Genomic DNA, 24,746 nt, shown 5'->3' with positions numbered 1-24,746 from the left:
TTACGTTACTTTTGAGAATCCGGCGCTTACCCGAAGAGATAGTTGCCTCACTGCGTGGGTCGTATAATCTCCGCATGTTTTCTTCTCCCCGCCTGCGTTCGCCTGCCTCGCCGTTCCCGACCCAGCATGTGCTGCTGTCGCGCCTGTTCTGGCTGCGCTGGGCGATGGTGGCCGGCGAATTGCTGGTGCTGGCGGGGGCGCATGGCTGGCTGCACATCGCGTTGCCGGTGCCGCAACTGCTGGCGCTGATCGGCCTGCAGGCCCTGCTCAACGGGGCAACCTGGCTACGGCTGCGCTGGACACGGCCGGCTGAACAGCGCGAGTTGTTCCTGCAGTTGCTGCTGGATCTGGCGGTGCTGACCGCCTTGCTGTATTTTTCGGGCGGGTCGACCAATCCCTTCGTCTCGTTCTACCTGCCTGCACTGGCGGCCGGGGCGGCCAGCCTGGCCTGGCCGTACGCACTGTTGCTGGCGCTGTGCGCGCTGGGGGCGTATTCCGGGCTGGTCTATGTCTATGAACCCTTGCACATCCACGACCAGGGGCAGGCCATGGCCTACCACCTGGCCGGAATGTGGATCAATTTCTCGATTTCGGCACTGCTCATCACCTGGTTCGTCAGCCGTATCGCTGCTGCGGTGCGTTCCCGCGAGACCGAGCTGGCGCGCGCCCGCGAGCGGCAATTGCAGAGCCAGCGCATCCTGGCGCTGGGGACCCAGGCGGCCGGCGCGGCGCATGCACTCAATACGCCCTTGTCCACGGTCGCGGTGATCGCCGGAGAACTGCGGCGCGACATGGCCACCCAGCCGGCGCTGGCCGCCTATGACGAAGAGCTGCGCGTGGTCGAGGAGCAGATCGCCGTCTGCAAGGCGGCGCTGGAAAGCATGCGCCAGGACGCCGACGCCCAGACCCGCAATGAGGACAGCGCGCCCATCACGCCGTGGCTGACGACCTTGCTGGAGGGATGGCGATTGCGCCATCCGGCCGTCCTGCTCAGCGCCGAGGTGCACCAGCCCGGTTGGGTAGCGGCGCGCCTGGAAGACCTGTCGCAGATATTGCTGACCTTGCTGGACAATGCCGCGCATGCGGTGCGCGAGCGCGGGTCTGAGGGCCGGGTCAGCATCCGCATGCGCGCCGCCGATGAGCCCGCGGGCAGGCCGGCGCAAAAGGCGGCTATCATTGAGATCGCCGACAACGGCAGCGGGATCGCTCCCGAGCTGTTGCAGCGCCTGGGCCGCGCCCCGGTGGCCAGCAGTTCGGGCGGTTCGGGGATCGGCCTGATGCTGGCCTTTGCCAGCGCCGCCCATCTGGGCGGCAAGCTGCGCCTCTATTCCACGCCGGGGCAGGGGACTTGTGCGGAGTTGCGCCTGCCACTGAGCGCCATGCCGAGTCCGGGGCCGGCTGATTGAGTTTTATATTCTTTATATCATTTGCAGATTTGACGATGAGCGCAGCTTTCCTGATCCTCGACGACAACGACGTCTTTGCCGGCACCCTGGCCCGCTCGCTGGCGCGGCGCGGTTTTCGTGCGACCGTGGCGCACAGCGGCGAAGCGGCGCTGGAAGCGGCCCGCCGCGAGCGTTTCGATTACGCCACCATCGACCTGCAACTGGAAAAGGATTCCGGTCTGCAGTGGGTCTCGCCGCTGCGCCAGGCGCTGCCTCATGCGCGCCTGCTGGTGCTGACCGGTTACGCCAGCATTGCCACCACGGTGCAGGCGATCAAGTCAGGGGCCGACAACTACCTGGCCAAGCCAGCCAATGTGGATTCCATCCTCTCGGCGCTCAGCCACAGCGGCAACGGCGAGCAAGCCGCCGAGACGCCGCTGCCGGTGGAGGAGGCCTCGCCGCTGTCGCTGGAGCGGCTGGAGTGGGAGCACATCCAGCGGGTGCTGGCCGAGCACGAGGGTAATATCTCGTCCACGGCGCGGGCGCTGAACATGCACCGGCGCACCTTGCAGCGCAAGCTCGCCAAGCGCCCCGTGGCGCGCTGAGGTGGGCTGAGGTGGGCTGAGGCAGGACAGCCGGACGGCATGGCTTTACAATAGCGGCCATGTATATCGATTCCCATTGCCACATCAATTTTCCCGACCTGGCGGCGCGTCTGCCGGAAATCTTCGGCAAGATGGCCGAGAACCAGGTCAGCCACGCCCTGTGCGTGTCGGTGGACCTGCCCGACTTCCCGCAGGTGTTGGCGCTGGCCGAGCAGTATCCCCATGTCTATGCCTCGGTGGGCGTGCATCCTGATTACGAGGATACGCCCGAGCCCAGCGTGGATGAGCTGGTGCGCCTGGCCGACCATCCGCGCATCGTCGCCATCGGCGAGACCGGGCTGGACTACTACCGCCTGCAAGGTGACCTGGAGTGGCAGCGCGAGCGTTTCCGCACCCATATCCGCGCCTCCCGCGCCACGGGCAAGCCGCTCATCATCCACACGCGCGCCGCCTCCGAGGACACCATCCGCATCCTGCGCGAAGAGGGCGCAAGCCCGCAAGCCGGCGGTGCGGCTGGCGTGATGCATTGCTTCACGGAATCCCAGGAAGTGGCCGACGCCGCCATCGAGCTGGGCTTCTATATCTCGTTCTCGGGCATCGTGACCTTCAAGTCGGCCAAGGACCTGCAACAGGTGGCCCGCGCGATCCCGCTGGAGCGCATGCTCATCGAGACCGATTCCCCTTACCTGGCGCCGGTGCCCTTCCGCGGCAAGACCAATGAGCCGGGCTATGTGCGACATGTGGGCGAGTTCATCGCCGACCTGCGCGGCACGTCGGCGGCCGAGGTGGCGCGCCAGACTTCTGAGAATTTCTTCAAGCTGTTCGGAATCAAGCCATGACCCTGCTGGAAAAGCTACGCCTGCGTTGCCGCGGCCTCGGCCGCATCGTTCTCTACACCTCGCTGCTGTTGCCGGGTGCAGCCCGGGCCGGGGCCTATGAGGAATACTTCCAGGCCATCCGCATGGACAATGTCTATTTCCTCAAGCAACTGATGCAGCGCGGCATGGGGCCCAACCTGATCGAGCCCAAGCGCGGCTACACCGGCCTGATGCTGGCCATCCGCGAAGATTCGATGAAAGCCTTCGACGTGCTGGTCAATGCGCCCGACGTCAATCTCGAAGCCCAGGCCACCAATGGCGATACCCCGCTGATGCTGGCCTCGTTCTACGGCAATGCACCGGTCGTCAAGCTGCTGCTGGCGCGTGAGGTCGAGGTCAACCGGCCCGGCTGGACGGCTTTGCACTACGCCGCCATCAATGGCAGTTCCGAGATCGTCAAGCTTTTGCTGGATGCCTCGGCCTATGTGGACTGCGAGTCGCCCGATGACAAGATGACCCCGGTCATGCTGGCCGCCATGCGCGGGCGTGTGGCCGCCGTGGAGGTGCTGCGCGACAATGGCGCCGACCTGAGCCTGAAGAACAAGGATGGCCTGACCGCCATGGACCTGGCCAAGCGCTACGGCCAGGATGGCGTGATCGACGTGCTCAACCAGAAGCCCCGTCAGTAAGCTGTGCCGCAGGCCGCCAGCGGCGTCCTGGCAGCGGCCTCAATGACAAGGTCCCGGCCACCTCGCGGTGGACCGGGACCTTGTGTCTGATGGGGCTGATGGGCCTGATCGGTCTGACGGCCGATCAGGGAATCAAGGGATCAGGATCTGCGGGCCGACGTCCTTGATGTCCTTGGTGCCGGTCAGGGCCATGCTGACATCGAGTTCCTTGCGCATGATCTCCAGCATCTGCGAAACGCCTTCGCCGCCCATGGCGCCCAGGCTGTAGAGGAAGGCGCGGCCGATCATGGTGCCGCGCGCGCCCAGGGCCACGGCCTTGAGCACGTCCTGGCCGGAGCGGATGCCCCCGTCGAACCAGACTTCGATCTGGTCGCCCACGGCCTGGGCGATGGCCGGCAGGGCTTCGATGGACGACATCGCGCCATCGAGCTGGCGGCCGCCGTGGTTGGACACCACGATGGCGTCGGCCCCGCTTTGCACGGCCAGCTTGGCGTCTTCCACGTCGAGGATGCCCTTGAGGATCAGCTTGCCGCCCCATTGCTGCTTGATCCAGGCCACGTCGTCCCAGTTCAGCGTGGGATCGAACTGGCTGGCGGTCCACTTGGAGAGGGTCTGCACACCACCGGCGCCTTCGCCGCCCTTGATGTGGCCGGCCAGGTTGCCGAAGGTCTTGCGACCGCCCAGCGCGCGCAGCGCCCAGCCGGGCTTGCTGGCCAGGTCCAGCAGGGTTTCCAGGGTCAGCTTGGGAGGCACCGACATGCCGTTTTTCAGGTCCTTGTGGCGCTGGCCGAGGATCTGCAGGTCCAGCGTCAGCACCAGGGCCGAGCACTTGGCCGCCTTGGCGCGTTCGATCAGCGATTTCACGAAACCACGGTCGCGCATCACGTAGAGCTGGAACCAGAATGGCTTGGTGGTCACGCTGGCCACGTCCTCGATGGAGCAGATGCTCATGGTCGAGAGCGTAAAGGGAATGCCGAACTTCTCGGCGGCAATGGCGCCCAGCATTTCACCGTTGGCCCATTGCATGCCGGTCAGGCCGGTGGGAGCGATGGCTACCGGCATGGTGACGTCATGGCCGATCATGGTGGTGCGGGTGCTGCGTTCATCGACATTGATGGCCACCCGCTGGCGCAGTTTCAGCGCCGCCAGATCCTTGCTGTTGGCGCGATAGGTGCTCTCGGTGTAGGAGCCGCTGTCGGCGTAGTCGTAAAACGCTTTGGGGACCCGTTTCTTGGCGAGCAGGCGGAAGTCTTCGACACAGGTCATGACCGGCATATTATTTTCTCCGTAGATATCAAACGCGGCTGGATGCCGCCGGGCGATGGTCGGGCAGGCACGAACCGGAATCGGGGCTGCTGAGCATTGCAGATTGCCCAGTATCGTAGTGCATCACCGCCACAGATGGGGTGAATCCCTTTGCCGCCATCCATGAAAATTTTGTGGGCGCGCAGGCTTCAGCCCGCCACCCGCCGCGCCGCCGCCATGGCGCTGCGCACCGCACCTTCCAGTGTGGCTGGGTAGTCGCCGGCGACATAATCGCCTGCCAGCGCCAGCCCGGCGGGCAGGTCGGCGCTGTCGGGACGGACCAGGCCGGGCGTGCAGGCGAAGGTGGCGCGCTTTTCGGTGATGACCCGGCTCCAGCCGGGCGTCGCCAGGGTCGGATCGGCAAAGTCGCTGGCCAGCTGGCGGGTGACGCCCTCGGTGAGCGCGGCCTGGCCATCGGCGATGGCTTGCCCGGCAGCGCTGACCACCACGGCCAGCAAACCCGCCTCGCCGCCCAGTTGCCCGCGGTCGAAGACGAACTGGCCCCAGGCCTGGCGCTGCGGGTCGTCGGCCAGCGCCAGGAAGGGGGCCGGCAGGCGCGCGCCCTGCGGGTAATGCAGGTAACAGGTCGTGATCGGTTCGTGCTGCAGGCTCTCCAGCCGGCTGGTGTCATGCAGGCCCTGCAGCAGCTGCGCCGCTGCCTCGGGGCCGGTGGCCAGCACCACACCGGCGAATTCGCCCAGGCTTTCACCGGCGCGGTCTTGCAGCCGCCAGGTGGTGTCCTGCTGGCCCGGCAGCAGGTGCGCCACGGCCACGCCGGCCTGTACCAGGCCACCGCGCTTGGCGAGGTAGGCGGCGGCGGCGTCGGGCAGCAGGGCGCTCAGGTCCAGCCGGGGGATGAGCATGTCGGAGGCGGCGCGGCGCGCGCCCAGGCTGTCGCGCAGCACGTTCAGGAAGACCTGCGCCGAGGCCCGTTCAGGCGGCGTGTTCAGGGCGGCGATGCAGAGCGGCCGCCACATCAGGCGGATCACTCGCGGCGTCTGATCAAAGCGCGCCAGCAGTTCGCTCACGCTGCAGTCCTGGTGCAACTGCCAGCCCATCCAGCGCGCCGTGGTCGAAAAGCGCGCCAGCGCCATCTTGTCTTCCCGCGTGAGGCCCTTGGCGCGCAGCAGGGCCACGGCCACATGCCAGGGCGCAGGCAGGCGCGGCGCCACGAAGTCCATGCCCTCGGCGTTGCCTTGCAGTGGATAGCGCATCTGCAGGGGCAGGCGCAGCAAGGCGCTGGCGGAATCCACACCGACCTGCTTCATCAGCGCCAGGGTAGCGCGATAGGCGCCCAGCAGGATGTGCTGGCCATTGTCCACCACCCGCTCCTCCAGTTCGACCCGGCGCGCGCGGCCGCCCAGGGTGCGCGCGGCCTCGAACAGGCTGACCCGGTGGCCGCCGGCCGCCAGCGCCACGGCGGCGGCGCAGCCGGCCCAGCCGGCGCCGATGACGGCGTAGTGGCGCGGGGCGTTGCTCATCGGACGAAAGGCTGGTCAGCCGAAGACATAGGTCTTCCAGGCCAGCCAGAGCTTGCGGATGGGGGTGAGCGAAATACGCTGGTGGAGGACGTGGTAGCCGTCACGGGCGATTTCGTCCAGCAGGGTGCGGTAGATGGCCGCCATCATCAGGCCGGGGCGCTGGGCCCGGCGATCTTCCCTGGGCAGCAAGGCGAAGGCTTCGTCATAGACGGCTTGGGCGCGCTCGACCTGGAACTTCATCAGTGCCTCGAAACGCTCACTGTGGCGGGCGTTGAGGATGTCGGCTGCGGTCACATTGAATTGCTGCAGTTCGTTGACGGGCAGGTAGATGCGGCCCTTGCGGCCATCTTCGCCGACGTCGCGGATGATGTTGGTGAGCTGGAAAGCCAGGCCCAGCTTTTCGGCAAAGAGCAGGGTGCCGGGCTGGGTATGCCCGAAGATGCTGGCCGAGAGCACGCCCACCACGCCGGCCACGTGCCAGCAATAGCGCTGCAGCCCCGGATAGTCGAGGTAGCGGCTCTGGTCGAGGTCCATTTCCATGCCGTCGATGATGGCCTGCAGGTGCTCGCCCTTGAGCCCATAGGTCGCCACATGCGGATGCAGCGCCTTGGTGACCGGGTGGGTGGGCTGGCCTTCCAGCATGGCGGCGATCTCCTTGCGCCACCACATCAGCTTGGTGCGCGCCACCATGGTGTCCTCGATTTCATCGACGGTGTCGTCGACCTCGCGGCAAAAGGCATACAGGGCCGTGATCGCCAGCCGGCGCTGCGGCGGCAGGAACAGGAAGCTGTAATAGAAACTGGAACCGCTGGCGGCGGCCTTCTGCTGGCAATATTCGTCTGGAGACATGGGTGGCGTGGCTGCGGTGGATGCGTGGCCGGAGCTGACTGGGCGGCAAAGTCCGGCAAAGGCGCTATGCTAGCCGAGTGTACCCGGCAGGGCAAATGTGTCAGGCCGGTGACAGATTGCCGTATTGCAGCTACCCGCGTTGTCCATTAAGCTCAGAGCAGCCGGATTGCAGAAAACAAAGTCGCATGGCATCAAAAAGAGGTGAACCATGCCGATAATGGAGCAAACAGCGGAGCAAACAGCGGAACAACAGCGGAACAAGACCGCAACAAGACCCAAGCAGGCTTGCAGTAGAGCAGGACCGTAACAGCGCGGCCGCCGGACGATGCAGTGCAGCAAAATCATCCGGATTGGCAAACCACAGGTGCATTGGAGGCTGGAGACATCATGGACAGACTGGAAATCTTTCGCAATATCGCCTCACAGGCCGGTCGTGGGGAGCTGGTATTCCCCGCCAACGTCAGCGCCTCGATCAAGCTGCAGAAGGCGCTGGCTGATCCGGACTGCCACCTCGAACTGGCGGCCAAGCTGGTGATGGCCGAGCCGCTGGTGTCGGCGCGCACGGTGGCCATTGCCAATTCGGCGGCCTACAACCGCTCCGGCGGCGAGATCAACAATGTGCGGGCGGCCGTGATGCGGCTGGGCTTCCGCACCCTCAACACCATCACCACGTCGGTCATCGTGCGCCAGCTCGGCCGCACCATCAACAATCCCGGCATGCGGATCAAGTCGGCCCAGTTGTGGGAGCATTGCGCCCACGTGGCCGCCACTGCCTACGTGCTTACCGCCAAGCTGACCAAAGCTGACCCCGAGACCGCCATGTTCGCGGGCATCGTGCACGAGGTCGGGGGCTTCTACCTGCTGTCGCGCACCGACGATTTCCCGGGGCTGCTCGACGGCGGTACCGAGGACTGGATGGAATACGGCGAAAAGATGATCGGCCGCGCCGTGCTCAAGAAGCTGGGCGTGCCCCAGCCGGTGGTCGACGCCATCGAATCGCTGTGGCATGGGGTGCGCGTGCTGCCGCCGCAGACCATCGGCGACGTGCTGTTGCTGGCCAAGGAGCTTTCTCCCGTGCCTTCGCCCCTGCAGCGCAGCGTCGTGGCCGAGGCCGGCGTGGGGGGCGAGAACCTGGTGGATGACTACATCGGCGATCATTCCCTGCGCGAACTGCTGGACGATTCCGAAGAGCAGATCCGCAGCCTCACGGCGGCCCTGCTGGTCTAAGCGCCCGGCGCGGGCTGCGCGCCTGCGACGCTGTTCTACATCGTCAGGGCGCGCCCGCCTACCGCCAGCCAATCGGCCTTGCCCAGCTTGGGGCGATGGCCGAACACATCACCCTGGACGCGCTCGATGCGCGCCAGGATGCGCAATCCGCCTTGCACCACCAGACGCAGTTCCCAGCCGATGCGGCCTGGCAGGCGCTTGGCCAGCGGCGCGCCGGCGAGCATGAGTGCGCGGGCGCGTTCGACTTCAAAGCGCATCAACTGCTGCCAGCGACCGTCACAGCGACCGGCGGCAATATCCTCTGGCGTCACGCCGAACCGCGCCAGATCTTCCAATGGCAGGTAGATGCGTTGCTTTTGCCAGTCGATGGCAATGTCTTGCCAGAAGTTGATCAATTGCAGCGCGCTGCAGATGGCGTCCGAGTCGCGCAGGTTCTCCTCACTGGCCGCGCCGTACAGATGCAGCATGAGCGTTCCGACCGGATTGGCCGAGCGCCGGCAATAGTCGAGCAGATCGGTGTAGTGCTCATAGCGCGTGGTCACCACATCCTGGCGGAAGGCCGACAGCAGGTCGCGCAAGGGTTGCAGCGGCAGCTCGTGGCGGGCGATGGTGTGCCGCAACCGTTCGAACATGGGGGTGGCGCAGGGCTGCTGCCGGGCGATCAGGTCCAGCTGCGCCTCGTAGGCGTGCAGACCGGCCAGGCGTTCTTCAGGGGCGGCGTCGCCTTCGTCGGCGATGTCATCGGCGCTGCGGGCAAAGGCATAGATGTCCGTTACGGCCGGGCGCAGGCGGGCCGGCAGCAGCAGCGATGCGACGGGGAAGTTCTCGTAATGGTCCACGGCCATGAGGGCGGCTCCTGCGTGAGGGCGGTGGCGGGGATCAGTCGAACTTGTCCTTGAGCAGCGCCTCGATGGTGGCGATGCGGGTTTCCACGGTCTCCAGCAGCGCCTTGGGCATGGCCCCGCCGGCGCCGAGCTGGGCCGCCAGCGAGCGGGCGATGCCCATGGCGCCTTCGGTGAACTGCTTGCCATCCTTGGACAGGACGGCCGCCGCCGTGAAGAGGGTGGAGAACAGGATCTGGTCGGCCGTATTGTTCTCGATGAACTTGTTCAGGAGGGCGTTGTGGCTTTGTTTCAGGGCGTCGAATTCTTCCTGGGTGGGCATGGCGGGGCCTTGTCAGTTTGTCAGTGGGATGCGGGACGCGATGGCCAGCAAAGGCGCGGATTGTAGCAGCTAAGACTGGCGATGGCCGCCGTCATCGAAAGCAAGAAGCGGAGTGCAGGGCATCGCCGGCGGCCTCAGGATGTGGGCTTGAACGTCAACATCAGGAGATGCACTCATGAACACGCTGCAAGGAAAAGTCGCCCTCATCACGGGAGCCTCTGCCGGGATAGGAAGAGCTACGGCCCTGTTGTTCGCCCGGCACGGGGCTGCGCTCATCCTCACGGCCAGGCGGCAAGACGCGCTGGAGCAAGTCGCCGCCCTCATCTGTGCGCAGGGAGGCCGGGCCAGCGTAGTGGCCGGCGATGTGGGCGAGGCGGCCACGCACGAGCGTGGCGTGGCCATGGCCCTGGACGAATTTGGCGGCCTCGATATCGCCATCAACAATGCGGGCGCGGTGGGGGCCTGCAAGCCCTTGGCGGAGATATCGCCGCAGCAATGGCAGGACACCTTGCACGCCAATCTGACGTCGGCCTTCCTGGGCGCGCGCTGCCAGATCCCCGCCATGCTGGCGCGCGGGGCAGGCGCCATCGTCTTTACCTCCAGTTTCGTGGGCAGCAGCGCTGGCCTTCCGGGCATGGCGGCCTATGGTGCGGCCAAGGCCGGCCTGATGGGCCTGGTCAAGGGCATTGCCGCCGACTACGCCGTCCAGGGAATCCGCGCCAATGCCTTGCTGCCTGGCGGGGTGGACACCGACATGGGCGGCGACCCGCAGCAGAAGCAGTGGGCCGCCGGATTGCACGCCATGAAGCGCATCGCGCAGCCCGAGGAGATCGCCGCGGCGGCGCTGTTCCTGGCTAGTCCCATGGCCAGCTTCGTCACCGGTACGGCGCTCTACGCCGATGGCGGCAACAGCGCGGTGAAGTGACTGGTGTCAGCCAACCACGGGTGCTGCCCGAGAGCAGCACCCGGAGCGCCTGCAGCTGAGGCAGTACGCGGCTTGGCGGCCGACGCTCGGGCTCAGTGGCTGATCGTCAGCAAGACCTTGCCATTGCCGCCTGCGGTCTCCGGCCAACTGGTCTGGGTGGCCGCAGGCGGGGCAAAGCTGGCCATGGCCTGCACCAGCTTGTCCACGTCGCTGTCGTAGAGGGTCTTGCCATCGGCGGTCTTGATGCGTTCGACATGGTTGTCGCTGCCGCTGTCACCGCCCACATACCAGTCCTTGACCAGCACCTGATCCGTCGTGCCCAGCACATCGATGCGCAGGTCATTGCCCGCCTTGCTGAGCCAGAGGTTGGTCTGTTTGACGTCGCTGAAGCTCAGGGTGTCCAGGTTGCCCTTGGTCGCATCGTGGTCGTAGAGCACATCCTGCCCGTCGCCCTTGGCAAAGGCATAGGTATCGTTGCCGGCGCCGCCGATGAGCAGATCGTTGCCCTTGCCGCCGGTGAGGGCGTTGTTGCCGCGATTGCCGACCAGGATGTTGTCCAGTTCATTGCCGGTGGCGTCCAGGTTCTGGTTGCGCAGTTTGATGGGGTCATCGGTGGTGACGGTATCGGCCCCGTAGACGTTGGTGGCCGCGCGCAAGCGTTGCAGCGAGACGAAGCGGCACATGTCGCTGGCCAGGCCGCGCCCGGAGTCGGCGATATAGAAGCCGACGATCTTGCCGCTGGCAGCTGAACAGGCGACGCCGGTGACCGTGATGGCGTGGTCGCTGGCGTCCTCGTTCTCTTCGTGCAGATCCCAGAGCTTGCTGGCGCTCACGCTGATGATGACGCCCTTGCCGTCCTTGATGCTCTGAGCCACCGCCTTGAGATCGAGTTCCTCCTCGACGCTGGCCGCAAAACCGAAGTCCTGCAGCAAGGCCTGCCGGTCGTCTTCGGAGGTGGCGCCGCGCGTATCGGCGGACTCGGCGGCGGTGTCGCAGAGGTTTTCCTTGATGGCGCGCTGGACCACTTCCTTTTCGGAAACCGCATGGCCGCCCATCAAGGTCACGTTGGCCACGCTGGTCTCGCCGCAGGTTCCCCAATAGCCCTCGACTTCACCACCCTGGTCGTAATCCAGCTGATACGAACGCGGCATGCCGTAGACCAGCACATTGACGCCATTGACCACCGCGCTTTGCGGTTTGCTGGCATCGAGCAGCACCAGGTTCTCGACGTTGGCTGCGAGGGTGGTGCTGGCCGTGGCATAGACCGTATCGACGCCTTCGCCGGCCTGTTCGACGATCTTGTCGCCGGCATTGTCCAGGTAATAGCTGTCATCACCCTTGCCGCCGATCATGGTATCGGTCCCGCCCATGCCATCGAGGATGTTGTTCTGGTCATTGCCGGTGAGGCGATTGTCCAGGGCATTGCCGATGCCGTTGAGGCTGCTGCCCAGGGACAGATCGTCCGTGTCTTCATCCAGGCTGAGGTTCTTCGGTGCCGCGACTTCCTTGCTCTTCTTGGGCCTGGCGTCTTCGTCGCCGAAGGGAGCGGGGGCGTTGAAGCTCTCCAGGTACCGCGCTGCATTGGCCTGGGCCACCAGGTCAACGGCGGGCGCGGTGACGGCTGGCTGGGCGCTGGCCTGGGGCTGGCTGGGCAGGGCGGTGACAGGTGCACTGGCGACGGGGGCGGTAGCAGTGGCGGCTGCACTGGCGTTGCTGGAGGGAGCGCTGGGGGTTTTGCTGATCAGCGGGGCAGGCGTGAGCGGCGGCGCGCTGGCCACGGAAGCGGCGGCAGCGGCAGTTGTGCTGGTGCTGGCAGGCGTAATGCTGGGCGCAATGATGACCACCGGGTTAGGCGCGACCGGTGGTGGACTGGCGACGGGCGCGGCAGCAACGGTGGGTGTGACGGGTGGCGAGCTGCTTATGGGCGTGGCAGCAGCGACGGGTGTGACCGGTGGCGGGCTGCTTGCGGGCGCGGCGGCAACGGCAGGCGTGACCGGCGGTGCGCTGGCTACGGGTGAGGCCGCAGCGGCAGGGGCGCTGGTAGTGGAGGGGGCGAGGCCGGGCGCTTTGCTGATGATCGGGGCGGGCGCGGCCGCAGGCGGGCTGCTTGCGGAAACAGAGGGAGCCGCGGGGGCAGCGGGAGGGGATGCCTTGGCAGGCGTGCTCGTGACCGGTGCGACCGCGACCACGGCCTTGGCGGGAATGACCGGGTTGGCGGCCACCGGTTGGCTGGCCGGCGTGGGGGGCGCATCCGCGAACAATTTGATGCCCGGACGGATGGGTGAGAAGACGACCTCGGAGATGGACCCCCTCTTGATGCTGACGAAGCGATCATTGATGCGGGTGATGACAAGTTCCGGGGCCGCAGTGGAGGCGGCGGTTTGCGCTTTTTGGGTGTTGGGTGTGGTCACGATCTACCTTTCAGTTACGCCGTGCAGGGCGATAGAGGCGGGCAGGGCCGCCGCGCCCATGCGTAGCGCAGGCCTGGTAAGCAATGCAATCCGGCCTGCAGATGGTTGGCTGGGAATGAGCTCGATGAACTGCCAAGGCGACCGGTGGCGAAGTGTTCCTCGCCACCGGGCTGCGTCAGATCAATGCGTGACGGTCAGCAAGACCTTGCCATTGCTGCTTTGGCCATCCTTCCAGCTGCTCTGGGTGGCCGTGGGCGGGGCGAAGCTGGCCATGGCCTGCACCAGTTGCTCGACGTCGGTGTCGTAGAGCGTTTTGCCATCGGCGGTCTTGATGCGTTCGATGTGGTTGTCAGTCCCGCTGTCGCCGCCGACATACCAGTCCTTGACCGTGACCTGGTCCTTGGAGCCCAGCACACTGATCTTCAGGTCGTTGCCGGCCTTGCTGAACCAGAGGTTGGTCTGCTTGGCGTCGGCGAAGGTGAGCGTGTCGAGGTTGTCCTTGGTGGCGTCGTGGTCGTAGAGCTCATCCTGACCATCACCCTTGGCGAAGCTGTAGGTGTCATTGCCGGGCCCGCCGATGAGCAGGTCATTGCCTTTGCCGCCGGAGAGCACGTTGTTGCCGCGGTTACCCACCAGGACGTTGTCGAGCTCGTTGCCGGTGGCGTCCAGGTTCTGGTTGCGCAACTTGATGGGGTCATCGGTGGTGAGGGTGTAGGATCCGTTCACCTTGGCGGCATAGCGCAATTGTTCGGAGCTCACGAAGCGGCAGCGGTCGCTTTCTCGTCCCAGTCCCGAATCGGCGATGTAGAAGCCGACGATGTCGCCGGTCATGGCTGAACAGGCTACTCCGGTCACCGTGATGACGTGGTCGCTCTGGTCCTGGTCTCTCAGGCTCATTCCCCAGAGGTTGCCGGCGCTCACGCCTACGGCTACTCCCTTGCCTTCCTTGATGCTCTGGGCGACCGACTTTTCATCGAAGCCTTCGGTGACACTGGAGCGCAATCCGAAATCCTTGAGCAAGGCTTGCTGCTGTTTCTCATCGCTCCCGCCCCGGAACTGGTCGTAGGGCGTGAGGGTATCGCACAGTTTTTCCTTGATCGCTCTTTCCACCACCTCTTTCTCGCTGGCAGGCCGATCTCCGAGCATGGTGATGTTGGCCACGGCCGTTTCGCCACAGGTGCCACGGTAGCCCTTGACCGCATCGCCCTGCTTGTAGTCCAACTGATACGATTTCGGCCTGCCATAGACCAGCACATGGATACCATTGACCACGGCGGTCTGCGGCTTGGAGGCGTCGAGCAAGACCAGATTCTCGACATTGGCCGCCAGGGTGGTGCTGACCGTGGCATAGACCGTATCCAGACCTTCGCCGGCCTTCTCGATCACCTTGTCGCCCGCGTCGTCCACGTAATAGCTGTCGTTACCCTTGCCTCCGGTAAGGGTATCGGCGCCCGCCATGCCATCGAGGATGTTGTCGCGGTCATTACCCGTGATGCGGTTGGCCAGGGCATTGCCGATGCCATTGAGGTGGTCAGCGCCCACGTCCAGATCGTTGGTCGTGTCATCGAGGATCAGGGTCTTGCGGGCGGTGACGCCGGGCAGCTTTTTCAGCGGACCATCATCGTCGCCGAAGGGGGCGGGCGCATTGAAGGCCTCCAGGTAGCGCTGCGCATTGGGTAGGGCGATGGGGCTGTCTGACGCAGCGCCTGCGGGCTTGGCGGCCGCCGTGATTGCGCTGGCGTTGGCCGGATCAAGGCTGATGCTGCCGGGAGGAGGGCTGTGCGGCTTGATTGCATCATTGGTGGTGATGGTGGTCACGCCGGTTACGCTGGTGGCCTGACGCAAGTGATTGATCTCGATGTAGCGGGGGCGCGCCCCACTCAACTCAAAGCCGGGATCTGCCAGATAGAATCCGGCGACCTCGCCGGTGTCGGCCGAGAAGGCCACGCCCGTGACGGTGACCGAATAATCGGATCGTCCGGGATGATCGGGCTCGGTCTTGCACCAGAGCACGCCGCCGTTGACTCTCAGGATCACACCCTTGCCCTCGATGATGTGCTGGGCCACGGCGTTCGCATCGAAGCCCTGTTCGAGCGTGGCGGCGATACCGAATTTCTTCAGCAGGGCCACTTGATTTTCGCTGGTCGTGCCGCCGCCCAGATCCCTGTCCTTTTTGGTGGTGTCGCAGAGCTTTTCATCGATGGCGGTCTGCAGCACCGTCTTGGGAGAGAGCGACTGGCCAGCCAGTGCTGCGATGTTGGCGACCGCAATTTCGCCGGACGTCTCAGTGTACATGGCCATCACGACAGGCTGGTCGTAATTCAGGTTGTGGTAGGCCTTGGGATCGCCATAGATGATCAGCTTGACGCCGTATTCCTTGCCCATCTGGGGCTTGGACGGATCGGCCGGGCCCGTATCAGGGACCTTGGCCTTCTTGATCGGATCCAGCGTATAGATGGCGTTGCAGCCGTAGTCGAAATGCGCCACTTTGTACAGTTCGCTCACCGTCATGAAGCGCGCCTTGTCCTCAGGCCGACCGCGCCCGGTGTCCGAGATGTAAAAGCCTAGCAGTGCGCCGGTATCGGCTGCGTAGGCAACTCCGGTGAGGTTGATCACATGGTTGTCATTGAGCAGGGTATGCAGAATGGGGGGCAACTCTGCGCCCCACAGCTCCTTGCTCTCGACGCCGAGGATCACGCCTCTGCCTTGTTTGACGAGCATGGCCAGCTTTTCCGGGTCGAAGTCGTTGAGAACCCCGGTTTCCACGCCATAGCTTTTGAGGAGGTCTCGCTGCTGGCCGGTCATGGCCCCACCGCGTAAGCAAGGGTTATCTGAGGTGGTGTCGCACCAGCCATTGACGATGGCCCTCTTGATCACATCTGCTTCGCTCACGTCCTGCCCAGCGATACTGAGCAAGTTTGCTATGCTGGCCTCGGTGCAAGTGCCGTAGTACCCGCTGACGGCAAAGCCTTGGGAGTAATTCAGCATGTCGTAGGATTTCGGATAGCCATAGACCAGGACATCCTTTCCGTCGATCTTGTCGTGTTCAGCGGGCAGGATGGCTGCCACGGCTGGAGTGGGGGCGCCGGCAGGCTTGTCGGTGCTGACCGGAGCTGCGCCGGCGGGGGTGACGCTGGCAGGCTTGCTGGTGCTGACGGGAGGCGTACTGGCGGGTTTGTCACTGTTGACGGGTGCAACGGTGGCGGGTTTGTCGATGGTGACTGGAGTGACGCTGGCAGGCTTGCTGGTGCTGACGGGAGGCACACTGGCAGGCTTGTCGCTGTTGACGGGAGCAACGGTGGCGGGTTTGTCGATGGTGACTGGAGTGATGCTGGCAGGCTTGCTGGTGCTGACGGGAGACGTACTGGCGGGCTTGTCGCTATTGACGGGCGCAACGCTGGCAGGCTTGCCCGCCGGCGTAGGCGGTGGGCCGTCGAACAACTTGATGCCAGGATGCAATGGCGAGAACACGACCTTGAATTCACTGCCGGTTTGAATGCTGACGAAGCGATCATTGATGCGTCTGATGATGGGGTCGTGCGATTCGGCAGTGGAAGTGGATTGACCTTGCTTGGTGGGGGTGGTGGACACGATATTCCCTTTCAAGTACGCCTTGGGCGGCGGTTGTGTTCGAGGAAAGTCATCGCATCATCCATGCGTCTCCCCTCGGGGACGTATCACTTGCAACTCCAGGGTGCTGGTGGCTTGGCGTCGGGCTGACGTGCAAGCTTCTGTTGCTCCCTGTGACCTGCAAGTTTTATGTAAATTTTTTGTCCCGAAACCATTCAAGCGGATTGAATTACTTCGGTAAATCTCCCGAAAGTGCCGTTGATCCGTTGACAAGCAACGAATGGCTGGAGAACCCCAACGTGAAGCAACTGAAGGTCGTTCAAACCAGCAATATCTTCGGCTGCCCTTTGGTGAGGGCGGAGAGGGGGAAGGGGGCATTCCCCCCTTTTCTGCAGATCGACTGTCGGCGCCGCACGAGGCTGCGCCGCCCGAGCTCAATATCGGAGCGAGCGTATTTCCAAATCCTTGATTTGAAACGGATTGTCTGGTGCGAGGAGGGGGACTCGAACCCCCACACCATTGCTGGCGTCAGGACCTAAACCTGGTGCGTCTACCAATTTCGCCATCCTCGCTGAAGGTGTCGGGCATCGGTGCGAAAGCAGTCTGGCAGCGGGCTTGCCGCAGAGTTGCCGCTACCGATGCAGGTAGCATTTTGTCAAAGCGCGCCATTGTACTGCAAGCCGTTGACCCTGTGGGCGTTTTTCTGTGCGGCCTATGTCAGCAGAGTCTGGGGAGATTCGCACAGCCGGTCATCGGTAGTACCATGCCGCCTCACTGTCCAACACACTCAGCAGGAAGCGGGAAGCGCATGACACTGTATCGTCACTACAAGGGGGGTATCTATGAATATGTCGATGAGGCCATCCTGGAGGCTGACCTCACCCCCATGATCGTCTATCGCGCCGCCGATGGACGGCTGTGGCTGCGTCCGCGTGAGGCCTTCTTTGAAATGGTGGAGGTCGATGGCAAGCAGGTGCCGCGCTTCCAGAAAATCGAAGACTGAGCAGGCTGTCTCTGTCTTCATGGCCGGGTGCGCAAGCTGAACAATATGCGCTCTGGCCGGTCTATCTCATCTGTTCACCATTGCCTGGCATTTCCATGAAACCTCAAGCACGCGCCCTGGTCGGGGCCATCCTGTCTGCCGTCAGCCTGGCGGCGCTCCTTCCGCAGTCCGCTTCGGCCGAGGAACTGGCCGACGTCAGCACGGCCTTCCGCTGGCTGGGCAAAAACGACCGCGTGGTCATCGAAGCCTATGACGACCCCAAGGTGGTCGGGGTGACCTGCTACGTTTCGCGCGCCCGCACCGGCGGCGTGAAGGGCACGGTGGGACTGGCCGAGGACAAGTCCGAGGCCTCCATCGCCTGTCGCCAGGTCGCGCCCAGCCTGCAGTTCAAGGACAAGCTGCCGGTGCAGGAAGATGTGTTCAGCGAGCGCATGTCCATCCTCTTCAAGCGCCTGCATGTGGTGCGGGTGGTCGATGCCAGGCGCAATACCCTGGTCTATCTGACCTATTCGGACAAGCTCATCGACGGCAGCCCCATGAACGCGGTGACGGCCGTGCCGGTGTCGCCGGCCACGCCCATTCCGGTGAAGTAGGAAGAAATTCTCTAAATTCTTTACGTGGCCACTCGGCAGGGTGGCAGCTCCGTCGCTTCCCCGCGCCTTGACGATCCGCGCCAGACCTGGCGCAGCGGCCAGCAGCGGGATTTTGCCGGTGTTTGCAGCCTGGCAAGGCCAATTTTGGACTATCGGCGCTTTTTCCGTATAAAATAGCGAGCTTTAGCGCGGCCGGGCAGGGCGCTTGTCGTCTGCAGTCACTTATCTGAGTTGATTGGGACGTGGCGAAAACGCTCCGGCTTACGGAATTCTTAACATTTGGACGATTTAAATGGCAACTGCTGTCGAAACCCTGAGCAAACTCGAACGTCGTATGACCCTGTCTTTCCCGCTGGCCGATGTTCAGGCTGAAGTGGAAAAGCGCCTGAAGGTGCGTGCCCGCACCGCCAAGGCGCCGGGTTTCCGTCCGGGTAAAGTGCCGATGAAGATGGTTGCCGCCCAGTTCGGCTACCAGGTCGAAACCGAAGTCCTGAACGACAAGGTCGGTCGTGCCTTCAACGACGCCGCTGTCGAAAACAACCTGCGCGTGGCAGGCTTCCCCCGCATCGAACCCAAGACCAGCGAAGAAGCCGGTGAAGGCAAGCTGGCCTTCGACGCGACCTTCGAAGTCTATCCCGAAGTGACCCTGGGCGACCTGTCCGGCGCCGAAGTCGAGAAGACCACCGCTTCGGTCTCCGACGCTGAAATCGACAAGACCATCGACATCCTGCGCAAGCAGCGCGTGCACTACCACGTCAAGGGCGAGCAAGGCGCGCACGGCGACGGCGGCGCTGACCAGTCGGCCCAGAACGGCGACCGCGTGACCGTGGACTTCGTCGGCAAGATCGACGGCGTGGAATTCCAGGGCGGCAAGGCCGAAGCCTTCCCGTTCGTGCTGGGCGAAGGCCGCATGCTGCCGGAATTCGAAGCCGCGACCATCGGCCTGAAGGTCGGCGAATCCAAGACCTTCCCGCTGGCCTTCCCCGAGGACTACCATGGCAAGGACGTGGCCGGCAAGACCGCTGAATTCACCATCACCGTCAAGAAGATCGAATGGGCGCACATGCCTGAAGTCGATGCAGTCTTCGCTCAGTCGCTGGGCATCGAAGACGGCGATCTGACCAAGATGCGCGAAGACATCAAGAAGAACCTGGAGCGCGAAGTCACCGCCCGCACCAAGGCCAAGACCAAGGACAGCGTGATGAACGCCCTGATCAAGGCGTCCGAGCTGGAAGTGCCCAAGGCCCTGATCGACCAGGACGTCGAGCGTCTGGCCGAAATGGCCCGTCAGGACATGGCCCAGCGCGGCATGGACCCCAAGGGCATGCAACTGCCCAAGGAACTGTTCACCGCCCAGGCCGAGCGCCGCGTGCGCCTGGGTCTGATCCTGGCTGAAGTGGTCAAGCAGAACAAGCTGGAAGCCACCGAAGAACAGGTCAAGGCCCAGATCGAAGATTTCGCCCAGAGCTACGAAGACCCGCAACAAGTGCTGAAGTACTACTTCTCCGACCGCCGCCGTCTGGCCGAAGTCGAAGCTCTTGTTTTGGAAGAAAACGTCGTCAACTACGTTCTCGGCAAGGCCAAGGTCTCGGAAAAGCCGGTTTCGTTCGATGAACTGATGGGTAATCAGGCGCAAGCGTAATCCGGTTTTCTCTAGTAGTATCAGAAAACTCTTACGCTTAAGGATGCATACATGACAGGTCTGATGAAGCAATCTGCACTGGATACGCAAATGCTCGGCATGGTGCCGATGGTGATCGAACAGAGTGGTCGGGGCGAACGCGCCTACGACATCTATTCGCGCCTGCTGAAGGAACGCATCATTTTCCTGGTCGGGCCGGTCAATGATGCGATGGCCAACCTGATCGTGGCCCAGCTGCTGTTCCTGGAAAGCGAAAACCCGGACAAGGACATTTCCCTGTACATCAATTCGCCTGGCGGTTCGGTCTCGGCCGGCATGGCGATCTTCGACACCATGCAGTTCATCAAGCCGCAAGTGTCGACGCTGTGCACGGGTCTGGCCGCCTCCATGGGCGCTTTCCTGCTGGCCGCTGGCGCCAAGGGCAAGCGTTTCTCGCTGCCGAACTCGCGCATCATGATTCACCAGCCTCTGGGCGGCGCCCAGGGCCAGGCATCGGATATCGAGATCCAGGCGCGCGAGATCCTCTACCTGCGTGAACGTCTGAACACCATCCTCGCTGAAAAGACCGGCCGTACTGTCGAGCAGATCAGCAAGGATACCGACCGCGACAACTTCATGTCGGCTGACGCCGCCGCGGAGTACGGCCTGATCGACAAGGTGCTGACCGAGCGTGGTTGAGCTGTTGTTGGCAAGCACGGCGTCGTAAAAACGCGAAAAAATGCCCGGACGGAATATCGTTCGGGCATTTTTTTTGCCTTTCTGCGCAAATTTTTGACTAAATTGGCACAGAGCGGCTTTTTGGCTTCTGTTTGCTTGATAAATGGCACTGGCAGTGACATATAACGGTCATATGGCGGTCCTGTGAAGCATTGTGGGGCGGCAATCATGACCAGGCCGTGACGAATCCGGATTTCGCGGGTATGATCGGGTCGTAACTTCTATCCTAGTAGCTCTATGTCTGAGAAAAAATCCTCCAGCGGCGAAAAACTGCTTTACTGCTCCTTCTGCGGCAAGAGCCAGCATGAAGTCAAGAAGCTCATCGCCGGTCCTTCGGTCTTCATCTGCGACGAATGCATCGACCTGTGCAATGACATCATCCGCGATGAGGCCGCCAGCGTGGAAAACGTGGCCGGCGCCAAGTCGGACCTGCCCACGCCCCAGGAAATCACCGAACTGCTGGACCAGTATGTGATCGGACAGGCTACGGCCAAGCGCATCCTGTCGGTGGCGGTGTATAACCACTACAAGCGCCTGAAGCATCTCGGCAAGAAGGATGATGTCGAGCTGGCCAAGAGCAACATCCTGCTGGTCGGCCCCACCGGCTCGGGCAAGACCCTGCTGGCGCAGACCCTGGCGCGCATGCTCAACGTTCCCTTCGTGATCGCCGATGCGACCACGCTGACCGAAGCCGGCTATGTCGGCGAGGACGTGGAAAACATCATCCAGAAGCTGCTGCAGAACTGCAATTACGAAGTCGAGAAAGCCCAGAAGGGCATCGTCTACATCGACGAGATCGACAAGATTTCCCGCAAGTCCGACAACCCCTCGATCACTCGCGACGTGTCCGGCGAAGGCGTGCAGCAGGCCCTGCTGAAGCTCATCGAAGGCACCATGGCGTCGGTACCCCCGCAAGGCGGCCGCAAGCATCCGAACCAGGACTTCGTGCAGATCGACACGACCAACATCATGTTCATCTGCGGCGGCGCATTCGACGGTCTGGCCAGGATCATTTCCGACCGTTCCGAAAAGAGCGGCATCGGTTTCTCTGCCAGCGTAAAGAGCCAGACCCAGAAGAGCAATTCGGAAGTGTTGCTCAATGCCGAGCCGGAAGACCTGGTCAAGTTCGGCCTGATCCCCGAACTGGTCGGTCGCCTGCCGGTGATTGCGACGCTCAACGAGTTGGATGAGGACGCGTTGATCCAGATCCTGATCGAGCCCAAGAACGCGCTCATCAAGCAGTACGCCAAGCTGTTGCAGATGGAAGGCGCCGAGCTGGAGATCCGTCCCGCCGCCATGCACGCCATCGCCAAGAAGGCGCTGGCCCGCAAGACCGGCGCGCGCGGCCTGCGCTCCATCCTGGAACACGCTCTGCTGGATGTGATGTATGAACTGCCGAGCGAGCAGAACGTGGCCAAGGTGGTGGTCGATGAAAACACCATCACCAACGGCGCCAAGCCGCTCCTGATCTATCACGACCAGCCAAAGGTGTCGGGCGGCTGATTGCCCGGCAGATGAAGCAAGAGCAGGAAAGGAATGCGTCCGCAGCTGGACGCCTTCCGGTAGCAAGAAGCCACCACGAAGTCCGGTCACCGCAAACACGGTAAAATAAACCGGCGCACATTATCTGGCTTCCATCGAAAAGCCACCCGGAGCTAGCTTCGCGTGTGGCTTTTTTATTTTGTTGCGATCATGACAACGCGCAACCGGCGAATTTTTAGTCTGCCGGACTTGTGTTTTGGTCACTCGTGCCAACATCATTCACAGTACTTATTGATAAGGCCCGCCATGACGACTCCGATACTTACAGAACAATCGCAATTGCCGCTGTTGCCCTTACGGGATGTGGTTGTCTTCCCGCATATGGTGATTCCGCTCTTCGTCGGCCGCCCGAAGTCGATCAAGGCGCTGGAAGCGGCCATGGAGCAGGGCAAGAGCATCATGCTGGCGGCCCAGAAAGCGGCCGCCAAGGATGAGCCCTCGGCTGAAGACATTTACGAAATCGGCTGCGTGGCCAACATCCTGCAGATGCTGAAGCTGCCCGACGGCACCGTGAAGGTGCTGGTCGAAGGCGCGCAGCGCGCACGCATCCATCACATCAGCGAACTGGACACCCACTTCGTCGCCGACCTGACCCCGGTGGAATCCGAGCAGGGCGATGACGCCGAAGTGGAAGCCATGCGTCGCACCATCGTGCAGCAGTTCGACCAGTACGTGAAGCTGAACAAGAAGATCCCGCCCGAGATCCTGACCTCGCTGGCCGGCATCGACGACGCTGGTCGCCTGGCCGACACCATCGCCGCGCATCTGCCGCTGAAGCTGGAACAGAAGCAGGTGATCCTGGAGATCTTCAACGTCGCCAAGCGCTACGAGCACCTGCTCGGTCAGCTGGAAGGCGAGCTCGACATCCTGCAGGTCGAAAAGCGCATCCGTGGCCGCGTCAAGCGCCAGATGGAAAAGTCGCAGCGCGAGTATTACCTGAACGAACAGGTCAAGGCCATCCAGAAGGAACTGGGCGAAGGCGAAGACGGCGCCGATCTGGAAGAGCTGGAAAAGAAGATCGCTGCGGCCAAGATGCCCAAGGAAGCCCTGGAAAAGGCCCAGTCCGAGCTGAAGAAGTTGAAGCTGATGTCGCCCATGTCGGCTGAGGCTACCGTGGTGCGCAACTACATCGACACCCTGGTGGCGCTGCCGTGGAAGAAGAAGTCCAAGGTCAACAATGATCTGACCAACGCCGAGAAGGTGCTGGAAGGCGATCACTATGGCCTGGAGAAGGTCAAGGAACGCATCCTGGAATATCTCGCCGTGCAACAGCGCGTGGACAAGCTGAAGGCGCCGATCCTGTGCTTCGTCGGCCCCCCTGGCGTGGGCAAGACCTCGCTGGGCCAGTCCATCGCCCGCGCGACGAACCGCAAGTTCGTGCGCATGGCGCTGGGTGGCGTGCGTGACGAGGCCGAGATCCGCGGTCACCGTCGTACCTACATCGGCTCCATGCCGGGCAAGATCCTGCAAAGCCTGTCCAAGGTCGGCGTGCGCAATCCGCTGTTCCTGCTCGATGAAATCGACAAGCTGGGCATGGACTTCCGTGGCGATCCGTCGTCGGCCCTGCTGGAAGTGCTGGATCCGGAGCAGAACCACACCTTCTCCGACCACTACATCGAAGTCGACTTCGACCTGTCGGACGTGATGTTCGTGGCGACCTCGAACTCCTTCAATATCCCGCCGGCGCTGCTGGACCGGATGGAAGTGATCCGCCTGTCGGGTTACACCGAGGACGAGAAGACCAGCATTGCGCAGCGCTACCTGCTGCCCAAGCAGATCAAGAACAACGGCCTGAAGGAAGGCGAGATCAGTGTGGCCGAATCGGCCATCCGCGACATCATCCGCTACTACACCCGTGAAGCCGGTGTGCGCTCGCTGGAACGCGAAGTCTCGAAGATCTGCCGCAAGGTGGTGAAGCTCTTGCTGCTGAAGAAGCAGGAAAAGAAGGTCACCGTCACGTCGCGCAATCTGGACAAGTTCCTGGGCGTGCGTCGCTTCGACTTCGGCATCGCCGAGAAGGAAAACCAGATCGGCCAAGTGGTTGGCCTGGCCTGGACCGAGGTGGGTGGCGACCTGTTGACCATCGAAGCGGTGAACATGCCCGGCAAGGGCCAGATCATCCGCACCGGTACGCTGGGCGATGTGATGAAGGAGTCGATCGAAGCTGCACGCACCGTCGTTCGCAGCCGTGCCCGCAAGCTCGGCATCAAGAACGAAGTGTTCGAGAAGAGCGACATCCACATCCACGTGCCGGAAGGTGCGACGCCCAAGGACGGTCCGTCTGCCGGTATCGCCATGACGACGGCGCTGGTGTCCATCTTCAGCGGCATTCCGGTGCGCGCTGATGTGGCCATGACGGGTGAAATCACCCTGCGCGGCGAAGTGCTGCCCATCGGCGGTCTGAAGGAAAAGCTGTTGGCAGCGCATCGCGGCGGCATCAAGACCGTGCTCATTCCTGAGCAGAACGTGAAGGATCTGGCCGAGATTCCGGACAACGTGAAGAACAAGCTGGAGATCATCCCGGTGCGTTGGATCGACAAGGTACTGGAAGTGGCGCTGGAACGGCAACCGGTGCCGCTCAGTGAAGACGAGGCGATCGTCGAAGCGGCGGTGGCTCCCAAGGAAGGGGCGACAGACCCGGTCGTGAAGCACTGAGCCTAAAACCTTCATCTTTGTCTCAGTAGTAGTGAAGAGCGCCTCCTCGGAGGCGCTTTTTTCTTACGTGCTGGGGTTCGCCAGGGTTTTGCTGACCAAGCGATAAAAAAGCTCACTGAAAATCGCGGCATAGGCCGCAGACTCGCTTGACACCTGGGTTAGCGG

At 63.1% G+C, this 24,746-nt stretch carries 19 protein-coding genes and 1 tRNA gene; 12 read left to right on the top strand and 8 right to left on the bottom strand.

The genetic code is table 11. The annotated features are described in order from the left end of the window. Window positions 1–74 precede the first annotated feature (74 nt). The 4 genes from ACP92_RS12970 to ACP92_RS12955 are packed head-to-tail and all read left to right on the top strand — an operon-like array spanning window position 75 to window position 3,497. Window positions 75–1,406 (top strand): ATP-binding protein, encoded by a 1,332-nt coding sequence (locus ACP92_RS12970; protein ID WP_013234572.1) that lies wholly within the window; start codon window positions 75–77, stop codon window positions 1,404–1,406. Window positions 1,407–1,441: 35 nt separating this feature from the next. Then, a complete protein-coding gene (locus ACP92_RS12965) occupies window positions 1,442–1,990 on the top strand; it encodes a response regulator transcription factor (protein WP_013234571.1) in 549 nt (182 codons plus the stop codon). A 59-nt stretch (window positions 1,991–2,049) separates the two neighbouring features. Continuing rightward, window positions 2,050–2,829 carry a TatD family hydrolase gene (locus ACP92_RS12960; protein WP_013234570.1) on the top strand — a complete coding sequence of 260 codons (780 nt, stop codon included), beginning with the start codon at window positions 2,050–2,052 and terminating at the stop codon, window positions 2,827–2,829. After that, the gene (locus tag ACP92_RS12955; protein ID WP_013234569.1) at window positions 2,826–3,497 is read left to right on the top strand and encodes an ankyrin repeat domain-containing protein; all 672 of its coding nucleotides are present in this window, start codon (window positions 2,826–2,828) and stop codon (window positions 3,495–3,497) included. The genes ACP92_RS12960 and ACP92_RS12955 overlap by 4 nt, the downstream gene beginning before the upstream one ends. Window positions 3,498–3,629: 132 nt before the next feature. Here ACP92_RS12955 and ACP92_RS12950 read toward each other — a convergent pair whose 3' ends face one another. The 3 genes from ACP92_RS12950 to hpnD form a co-directional block, all read right to left on the bottom strand. Next, window positions 3,630–4,772 (bottom strand): alpha-hydroxy acid oxidase, encoded by a 1,143-nt coding sequence (locus ACP92_RS12950; protein WP_013234568.1) that lies wholly within the window; start codon window positions 4,770–4,772, stop codon window positions 3,630–3,632. Between the two features lie 179 nt (window positions 4,773–4,951). Beyond that, window positions 4,952–6,283 (bottom strand): hydroxysqualene dehydroxylase HpnE, encoded by a 1,332-nt coding sequence (gene hpnE / locus ACP92_RS12945; RefSeq protein ID WP_013234567.1) that lies wholly within the window; start codon window positions 6,281–6,283, stop codon window positions 4,952–4,954. Between the two features lie 15 nt (window positions 6,284–6,298). Then, window positions 6,299–7,132: a presqualene diphosphate synthase HpnD gene (gene hpnD / locus ACP92_RS12940; RefSeq protein ID WP_013234566.1), complete on the bottom strand. Its 834-nt coding sequence runs from the start codon at window positions 7,130–7,132 to the stop codon at window positions 6,299–6,301. Window positions 7,133–7,519: 387 nt separating this feature from the next. Here hpnD and ACP92_RS12935 point away from each other — a divergent pair, with 387 nt between their 5' ends. After that, window positions 7,520–8,359: an HDOD domain-containing protein gene (locus ACP92_RS12935; protein ID WP_013234565.1), complete on the top strand. Its 840-nt coding sequence runs from the start codon at window positions 7,520–7,522 to the stop codon at window positions 8,357–8,359. Between the two features lie 35 nt (window positions 8,360–8,394). Here ACP92_RS12935 and hpnC read toward each other — a convergent pair whose 3' ends face one another. Together hpnC and ACP92_RS12925 are read right to left on the bottom strand one after the other, a co-directional pair. Continuing rightward, window positions 8,395–9,204: a squalene synthase HpnC gene (hpnC, locus tag ACP92_RS12930; protein WP_013234564.1), complete on the bottom strand. Its 810-nt coding sequence runs from the start codon at window positions 9,202–9,204 to the stop codon at window positions 8,395–8,397. Between the two features lie 34 nt (window positions 9,205–9,238). Next, window positions 9,239–9,523, bottom strand: a complete 285-nt coding sequence (locus ACP92_RS12925; protein ID WP_013234563.1) for a hypothetical protein — start codon at window positions 9,521–9,523, stop codon at window positions 9,239–9,241. Between the two features lie 175 nt (window positions 9,524–9,698). On the opposite strand from ACP92_RS12925, the gene ACP92_RS12920 reads away from it, so the two are divergent. Continuing rightward, window positions 9,699–10,448 carry an SDR family oxidoreductase gene (locus ACP92_RS12920; RefSeq protein ID WP_013234562.1) on the top strand — a complete coding sequence of 250 codons (750 nt, stop codon included), beginning with the start codon at window positions 9,699–9,701 and terminating at the stop codon, window positions 10,446–10,448. Window positions 10,449–10,540: 92 nt separating this feature from the next. Here ACP92_RS12920 and ACP92_RS25205 read toward each other — a convergent pair whose 3' ends face one another. The 3 genes from ACP92_RS25205 to ACP92_RS12905 all read right to left on the bottom strand — a co-directional run bounded on the left by ACP92_RS25205 (window position 10,541) and on the right by ACP92_RS12905 (window position 17,001). Then, on the bottom strand, window positions 10,541–12,859 hold the full coding sequence (locus ACP92_RS25205; RefSeq protein ID WP_276325955.1) for a calcium-binding protein: 2,319 nt from the start codon (window positions 12,857–12,859) through the stop codon (window positions 10,541–10,543). 180 nt (window positions 12,860–13,039) lie between these two features. Continuing rightward, window positions 13,040–16,450: a calcium-binding protein gene (locus tag ACP92_RS25070; protein ID WP_240727241.1), complete on the bottom strand. Its 3,411-nt coding sequence runs from the start codon at window positions 16,448–16,450 to the stop codon at window positions 13,040–13,042. A 464-nt stretch (window positions 16,451–16,914) separates the two neighbouring features. Continuing rightward, window positions 16,915–17,001: transfer RNA gene (locus ACP92_RS12905), tRNA-Leu, on the bottom strand. Window positions 17,002–17,237: 236 nt separating this feature from the next. Here ACP92_RS12905 and ACP92_RS12900 point away from each other — a divergent pair. From ACP92_RS12900 to lon, 6 genes are all read left to right on the top strand, one after another. After that, window positions 17,238–17,432 (top strand): DUF1653 domain-containing protein, encoded by a 195-nt coding sequence (locus ACP92_RS12900; protein WP_013234560.1) that lies wholly within the window; start codon window positions 17,238–17,240, stop codon window positions 17,430–17,432. Window positions 17,433–17,527: 95 nt separating this feature from the next. Beyond that, window positions 17,528–18,025, top strand: coding sequence for a CreA family protein (locus ACP92_RS12895; protein WP_013234559.1), 498 nt, complete (start codon window positions 17,528–17,530; stop codon window positions 18,023–18,025). Window positions 18,026–18,317: 292 nt separating this feature from the next. Beyond that, a complete protein-coding gene (gene tig / locus ACP92_RS12890; RefSeq protein ID WP_013234558.1) occupies window positions 18,318–19,667 on the top strand; it encodes a trigger factor in 1,350 nt (449 codons plus the stop codon). A gap of 51 nt (window positions 19,668–19,718) precedes the next feature. Beyond that, complete coding sequence (gene clpP, locus ACP92_RS12885; protein WP_013234557.1) at window positions 19,719–20,345, top strand: ATP-dependent Clp endopeptidase proteolytic subunit ClpP; 627 nt, start codon at window positions 19,719–19,721, stop codon at window positions 20,343–20,345. A gap of 276 nt (window positions 20,346–20,621) precedes the next feature. Next, window positions 20,622–21,887, top strand: coding sequence for an ATP-dependent Clp protease ATP-binding subunit ClpX (gene clpX / locus ACP92_RS12880; protein WP_013234556.1), 1,266 nt, complete (start codon window positions 20,622–20,624; stop codon window positions 21,885–21,887). A gap of 285 nt (window positions 21,888–22,172) precedes the next feature. After that, entirely contained in the window at window positions 22,173–24,581 is a 2,409-nt protein-coding gene (gene lon / locus ACP92_RS12875) for an endopeptidase La (RefSeq protein ID WP_013234555.1), read from the top strand. Window positions 24,582–24,746: the final 165 nt, after the last annotated feature.

Origin of the sequence: Herbaspirillum seropedicae (assembly GCF_001040945.1) — a bacterium.
Classification (GTDB): domain Bacteria; phylum Pseudomonadota; class Gammaproteobacteria; order Burkholderiales; family Burkholderiaceae_D; genus Herbaspirillum; species Herbaspirillum seropedicae.
Note: the sequence above shows the minus strand (reverse complement) of the source record. Positions and strands in the feature narration are given on the sequence as shown.

Coding starts and splice junctions, on each gene's coding strand:
- tig (WP_013234558.1), top strand. CDS start 18,318: ATGGCAACTGCTGTCGAAACCCTGAGCAAACTCGAACGTCGTATGACC.
- clpX (WP_013234556.1), top strand. CDS start 20,622: ATGTCTGAGAAAAAATCCTCCAGCGGCGAAAAACTGCTTTACTGCTCC.
- hpnC (WP_013234564.1), bottom strand. CDS start 9,204: ATGGCCGTGGACCATTACGAGAACTTCCCCGTCGCATCGCTGCTGCTG.
- ACP92_RS12955 (WP_013234569.1), top strand. CDS start 2,826: ATGACCCTGCTGGAAAAGCTACGCCTGCGTTGCCGCGGCCTCGGCCGC.
- ACP92_RS12965 (WP_013234571.1), top strand. CDS start 1,442: ATGAGCGCAGCTTTCCTGATCCTCGACGACAACGACGTCTTTGCCGGC.
- hpnE (WP_013234567.1), bottom strand. CDS start 6,283: ATGAGCAACGCCCCGCGCCACTACGCCGTCATCGGCGCCGGCTGGGCC.
- hpnD (WP_013234566.1), bottom strand. CDS start 7,132: ATGTCTCCAGACGAATATTGCCAGCAGAAGGCCGCCGCCAGCGGTTCC.
- ACP92_RS12895 (WP_013234559.1), top strand. CDS start 17,528: ATGAAACCTCAAGCACGCGCCCTGGTCGGGGCCATCCTGTCTGCCGTC.
- ACP92_RS12970 (WP_013234572.1), top strand. CDS start 75: ATGTTTTCTTCTCCCCGCCTGCGTTCGCCTGCCTCGCCGTTCCCGACC.
- ACP92_RS12960 (WP_013234570.1), top strand. CDS start 2,050: ATGTATATCGATTCCCATTGCCACATCAATTTTCCCGACCTGGCGGCG.
- ACP92_RS12900 (WP_013234560.1), top strand. CDS start 17,238: ATGACACTGTATCGTCACTACAAGGGGGGTATCTATGAATATGTCGAT.
- clpP (WP_013234557.1), top strand. CDS start 19,719: ATGACAGGTCTGATGAAGCAATCTGCACTGGATACGCAAATGCTCGGC.
- ACP92_RS12920 (WP_013234562.1), top strand. CDS start 9,699: ATGAACACGCTGCAAGGAAAAGTCGCCCTCATCACGGGAGCCTCTGCC.
- lon (WP_013234555.1), top strand. CDS start 22,173: ATGACGACTCCGATACTTACAGAACAATCGCAATTGCCGCTGTTGCCC.
- ACP92_RS12925 (WP_013234563.1), bottom strand. CDS start 9,523: ATGCCCACCCAGGAAGAATTCGACGCCCTGAAACAAAGCCACAACGCC.
- ACP92_RS12950 (WP_013234568.1), bottom strand. CDS start 4,772: ATGCCGGTCATGACCTGTGTCGAAGACTTCCGCCTGCTCGCCAAGAAA.
- ACP92_RS12935 (WP_013234565.1), top strand. CDS start 7,520: ATGGACAGACTGGAAATCTTTCGCAATATCGCCTCACAGGCCGGTCGT.